The sequence below is a fragment of the Mycobacterium sp. genome (assembly GCF_035506235.1).
Taxonomy (GTDB): domain Bacteria; phylum Actinomycetota; class Actinomycetes; order Mycobacteriales; family Mycobacteriaceae; genus Mycobacterium.
Genome location: NZ_DATJPU010000030.1, coordinates 1 through 2,376, shown reverse-complemented (window position 1 = coordinate 2,376; position 2,376 = coordinate 1). Strand labels below are relative to the sequence as shown.

2 protein-coding genes and 1 pseudogene are annotated in these 2,376 nt (G+C 65.1%); 1 reads left to right on the top strand and 2 read right to left on the bottom strand.

Annotation, left to right across the window (positions count from 1 at the left end):
* The coding region (locus VMD50_RS03500) for a hypothetical protein (protein WP_325424902.1) at positions 1-343 on the bottom strand (343 nt) is incomplete at its 3' end.
* Positions 344-870: 527 nt separating this feature from the next.
* Between VMD50_RS03500 and ltrA the strand changes: the two genes are divergently transcribed.
* Positions 871-2,157: a group II intron reverse transcriptase/maturase gene (ltrA, locus tag VMD50_RS03495; RefSeq protein WP_325424900.1), complete on the top strand. Its 1,287-nt coding sequence runs from the start codon at positions 871-873 to the stop codon at positions 2,155-2,157.
* A gap of 74 nt (positions 2,158-2,231) precedes the next feature.
* Here ltrA and VMD50_RS03490 read toward each other — a convergent pair.
* Positions 2,232-2,376 (bottom strand): annotated as a pseudogene (locus VMD50_RS03490) (ISAzo13-like element transposase-related protein); the annotation flags it as partial.

Sequence of the window (2,376 nt, the reverse complement as noted above, 5' to 3'; positions counted from 1 at the left end):
CGAGCACGAGCAGGACGCGCGGCGGTTCTGGGCCGACCTTCGTGAGCGGTTTGCGAAGTTTGGGTTGGAGCTGCACCCGGACAAGACCCGGCTGATCGAGTTCGGACGGCATGCCGCCTGGCGCCGAGCGGCTCGTGGTCTCGGGAAGCCGGAGACGTTCGATTTGCTTGGGTTCACTCATTTCTGTGGGGAGACCCAGCATGGACGGTTCTGGTTGCGGCGGGTCACGATCGCGAAGCGAATGCGGGCGAAGCTGGCCGAGGTCAAAGACCAACTCAGGCAACGTCGGCACCAGCCCGTCCCGGAACAGGGCAAATGGTTGCGAAGCGTGGTGCAGGGTCACCTCGCCTACTACGCCGTGCCCGGCAACATCGATGCGGTGGGGGCTTTCCTGACCCAGGTCGCACGCTACTGGTATAAGGCGCTACGCCGCCGAAGCCAGCGGAGTCGGCTGAACTGGTACCGGATGGCTCGCCTTACCAAATGGTGGCTGCCACCCGCCCGCATACGGCATCCTTTCCCCGCGGTGCGATTCGACGCCAGGATCCAAGGCAGGAGCCCAGTGCGGTAATCCCGCACGCTGGGATCTGTGCGGGGGGCCGCTCGTAAGAGCGGTCCCTACCGCGATCGCCCTCGCCCAGGCTGCTGATCACGGGCTGGGACGCTCAGGGAACACAAGGTGGCACGCCTGAGATGTACGAGGGTGGGAAGTCGGATCGCTCCGTAGTACCTGCGAACCCGCCGAACAAGGCCACGGCCGCGGAGGTGGGGGAGGAAAGGGAGCGAGCCAAGGGGAACACGGACAGCAAAACGCATCCCGGACTCAGCGCCGGAGCCGATGCGTCCAGCGCGCTGGGCCGTGTGCGTGAAGTGGCACGACGGGACAAGGATGCGCGGTTCACCGCGCTGCTGCACCATGTCACGACGTTTCGGCTCCGGGCGGCATATTGGGCGATCAGTCCAAAGGCTGCGCCGGGGGTGGACCGGGTGACGTGGGACGACTATGGACGGAACCTGGAGGCGAATCTTCAGGATCTGCATGGTCGGGTGCAGTCGGGAAGTTACCGGGCGAAGCCGTCGAGGCGGGTGTACATCCCGAAACCCGATGGTCGTTTACGGCCGTTGGGGATCGCGTCGCTGGAGGACAAGATCGTTCAGCGTGCGGTCGTCGAGGTGCTTAACGCCGTCTACGAGGTGGATTTCCGGGGCTTCTCGTATGGGTTCCGGCCGGGGCGCGGCCCGCATGATGCGTTGGACGCCCTCGCGGTCGGGATGGAACGAAGGCAGGTGAACTGGGTGCTTGACGCGGACATCCAGAACTTTTTCGGCCAAATTGATCATTCCTGGCTGCGAAGGTTTGTCGAGCACCGCATCGCGGACAAACGGATCTGGCGGCTGATCGGCAAGTGGTTGGCCTCCGGGGTGATCGAGGATGGACAGTGGTCGGCGTGTGAGGAGGGTTCACCCCAAGGGGCATCGGCGTCGCCGCTGCTCGCCAACGTGTACCTGCATTACGTGTTCGACCTGTGGGCCGACCATTGGAAAAGTCACCACGCGAACGGAGATGTCATCATTGTCCGCTTTGCTGATGACTTCATCGTCGGGTTTCAGTACGAGGAGGATGCGCGGCGATTCCTTGACGAACTACGCGAACGATTCGCGCGGTTCGGATTGGGGTTGCATCCGGACAAGACGCGGCTGATCGAGTTCGGGCGGCGTGCCGCCATCGATCGCCGGCGTCGGGGTCTGGGCAAGCCGGAGACGTTCGACTTCCTGGGTTTTAGGCACATCTGTGCCAGAGCCCGCAGCGGGCGGTTCTGGGTGCGGCGCATCACGATCGGGAAACGGATGCGGGCGAAGCTGGCCGAGGTCAAAGACCAGCTCCGGCGTCGCCGGCATGACCCCATCCCGGCGCAGGGACGGTGGCTGGCCCACGTGCTGCAAGGGCACATGGCCTACTACGCCGTGCCGGGCAACTCCAACGCGGTATCGGCCTTCCGGTACCAGATGACTCTGCACTGGCGTCGTGCGCTACGGCGACGTAGCCAGCGTGGACGGATCACCTGGGAACGGATGGGCCGATACGCGACTCGATGGCTCCCGCAAGTCCGTGTGATGCACCCCTACCCGAACGTGCGCTTGGCAGCCAGAACCTGAGGCAGGAGCCCGATGCGGTAGTTCCGCACGTCGGGATCCGTGCGGGGGGCCGCCCGTTGAGGGCGGTCCCTACCGCGACTCCACTTGCTGGTGCCGGGCGGCAGGTGGCAGACGGTGACGGTGAGGCCGGTGGCGGCGGCGAACTCGGCGAGTTCGGTCTTCCACTGCCGGGTCCGGTACCCGTTGGAGCCGCCGCCGTCCGCACTGATCATCAGACGA